Raw genomic sequence first — 3,322 nt, 5'->3', positions numbered from 1 at the left:
GACCTGTTGACGTTTTTCATGGTGCAAACTACCCCGATGTTGCGTTATTTTATTAATTATTCTTATTAAAAATCAGCGTCAAAGTAACAATAGTGTCATTCAGATACAAAAAAACATTATTTATATACTCATAAATAATGTTTATATGCACCTATATAAATAAACACACCCACCACAACCAACAACTGATTCACAAATCCTTATGTGCTTTTACAAACAACATATTTTGTGTGTCATTCACATACCAAAGCCCTTACACAACACCTTTCCAGTGCAAATGACAATCAACACAATTATAACCAAAACCTATGCACTCTCCACCTTTTCGTTGACGAAAATCGTTGAAATTAATGTAAATATTCCTACTGCATAGGATTAAAGCTCAAAAAACACTCAAAGTAACCATTATCTATTTTTGTGATCAGCGTTACACCAAAATGCAACTAAACACCTATTGATGTAACCTAAGGGAAAGAAGTGCGACAGAACATTCTTTTTTCGATTATCTCATGTATGTGCAGAAAAATAAAAAGAGCCAATAAATATAGCTCTTTTATTTCAATTTATTCTATCGTTGCTTTCGTAGTCGAAGGAGCATGCACAATATAAAGAGGATTGGTAGTGAGGAGCTTCCTCCTGACGAATCATCTTGACTTAATGACACAGATGATGCGTTTGAAACACTCGGTAAAACTTCTATATCAAACGACCCAACCCACTCATCACCATCGCCCGATAAAACCTTATATCTAATAGTGTCATATAAAGCCAGCTTACGTTGAGCAGGAGCATTATAAATGATCTTACTATCTACAATGTTTGCAATACCACTGCGTGGAAATTCTAAAATAGATAATCGGTAAACATCTCCGTTAATAATAGGAACTAAATCGATTGTATCGCCATATTTTACTTGCAGCGATTTGGTGCCCAATAATAAAGCTTCCGTTCTTTGCACATCCAGAACTACAGACTGCTTTGCATTACCTCCTGACGAGTCCTGTACCAAAATCGTAAATCGGTATCGCTCTCCTTTCGAAGCATCACTAGGTACTGTCACTTGTAGGGCTTTGGAGCGTGATCCACTTAATTTCAGGCTTGGACCTTGAATTTGAGACCACATAATTTGATGCTCAGAAGAATCGACGTCGGTAATATCGGTTACCGTAAAAGTAACAGTTTCACCAGGCTTAGACGTCACCTCGAGCCTATCTATTGTTAACCTTGGCGCGTCATTCACAGGCTTAATATCAACTTCCACACGAGCAAAATCCGTCTCATACCCTAGCTTATCTACCAAACGGTATGTGAAGCTGTCACGGCCAAACTGGTCAACCTTTGGGAAGTAGGTTCCATCTTTTATCACGCCCTTCATTGGCTTCTGAGCGATTTCAAAAGAGTAATTATTTGGCTTCGGTAAATTGATATCATTAGCCAATAAATTAAGCATAAAAGGGGTATCTTCCTCGGTCGATATCATGTCATCGACAGCAATTGGCCTCGCATCTATTGGCAACTCAAAAAGCGCTGCAAAAGGGAAATTCTGACCGAAACCGCGACTCAACCCTCGAGTTTTGTAATCAGAAATAGATCCTGAAAATTGACTTTTCCTTTGTCCATCCCCTAAATACGCATCTAAAAACTGAGTTGAGTATTCAGGGGTACCATTCTCAATCTCTAAGACAATTAACTTTGTGCCTAGCCCAAGCTTAATTTTCTCGTCGAAAATGATTTGTCCGCCGCCCTGCCTCGCGATGCCTCTGTGTAACAATCGAGCTGCTTGCTCGTCAATAACTGCATTGCCGAATCTTGATTGATATGGATATTCCACCAAACGATAAAACATCGGCATCGCGACGCTCGTTGCTTTCGCGTAAAAGTGAATTCCTCCAATACTTTGGTTTCCCTTGACCACATCAATGGGGAAACCTAGAACATTAATATTCGCGTCATAACGTGGGTATGTTCTCCCAAAAGAGGTTACCCAAGATGATTTGTTGTTGGTGTTAGGTACCAACAAAGAGAAACTCGCTTTGGTATCATCGCTAACAATATTGGTTATTGAGATATCCGTCTTTCGCCCCGCCGTAATCGCTGTTAAGGAAGGTTCTGAATCATCGGAGAGATTGGTAACCGATTCTCTACCTGGGAAGACATCGCCAGAGTCTCCAGAAGAGAATCCATTTTCTAATAACCCCTCTCCATCGGCTTGGAATACCTGTACTTGCATCGGACCAGAACTATTGAATTGGTTATCTATATTCACGGCTGTGATTAATAACCCCTCACCACGGAGCGCTTGGTCATAATCGTTTTTGCGTCTATTTTCCACATAAGCACGAGGCCCAAACTGTTTAAGGTAAGGGTCTAGGTGGATAACGCTTTCACCCTTGATTGTACCAACTTCAATGCTCCCGTTATTGGAGAGTACTTTCGGCTTTAAAAAACCAGATGCCTCTTTACTCCAAGCCAACATGTTGACCGGAGTTTCGCCAGCATACTGATCCGTCGGTTTTCTCCCCCAACTGCCCCCTCCCATTAACCCCCAATGACCAATAGAACCATCATGCTGATAAGAATATAAATCTGGAAGTCCTAACATCAGATGTCCAAGCTCATGTGCTATCACCCCCATTGTTGACTGATGGTCACCTTGATAATCGGCGAACAAGCAATAAGCACTAATGCGTTTTCCATCGATCTCGACAGTGCTATGAGCATACTTATGAGGCCAAATTGTCGGGGTTTTTCGTGTACCACTAGATTTGTCATTCCCAGCAAAGACAAACATGACTGACAGCTCTTGAGCTGAGATGCTATTATCGTTGTTCGAATCATATTGAGAAAGGTCGAAGTCAACATCTAGCGCTTCATATGCCTTTGTGAACACATTATTAAGCTTAGTTTGGCAGTTTTTCTCAGACTTTGAATGGCAGTTAGGATGATCTATATCCAGCGTGATATTAATAACACCATCATTTTTTGTTCCTTCATTTTCTTTGGCAGGAACAACTTTATAATTCCCATAACTATTTTTTAGAAAATAATCTTGAACACTTTGTTGGTTTTCACCAAATATCGTCGACTGAAAATCATTTTCAATCTGTTCGTCCAAAAAACTGACCTGTATTACCAATAAGGCCTGCTCAGTGATCCTTTTTTTCGAAGGACTGTTTAGGTATGAGCGTTGAGTATTCATTGGGGTAAATCTTTTGTGGTTCGCAGCGGGTGAGTCAAAAGATTCATTGATATGTATTGGATCAATCTTTAGGTTTTTTATGTTTGATTCAACGGGTATTTCAGTATCACTCGAAGCCAACAC

The 3,322-nt window shown here is 40.1% G+C and carries 1 protein-coding gene; it reads right to left on the bottom strand.

Going from position 1 to position 3,322, the window contains the following annotated elements:
- Positions 1 to 568 precede the first annotated feature (568 nt).
- On the bottom strand, positions 569 to 3,322 hold a 2,754-nt coding region (locus AB4232_RS22305; protein WP_372088037.1), incomplete at its 5' end, for a M6 family metalloprotease domain-containing protein.

Origin of the sequence: Vibrio sp. 10N.286.46.A8 (assembly GCF_041470165.1) — a bacterium.
GTDB classification, from domain to species: domain Bacteria; phylum Pseudomonadota; class Gammaproteobacteria; order Enterobacterales; family Vibrionaceae; genus Vibrio; species Vibrio tasmaniensis_A.
The sequence above is the reverse complement of the archived record's forward strand: the minus strand, read 5'-3'. Positions and strand labels throughout refer to the sequence as shown.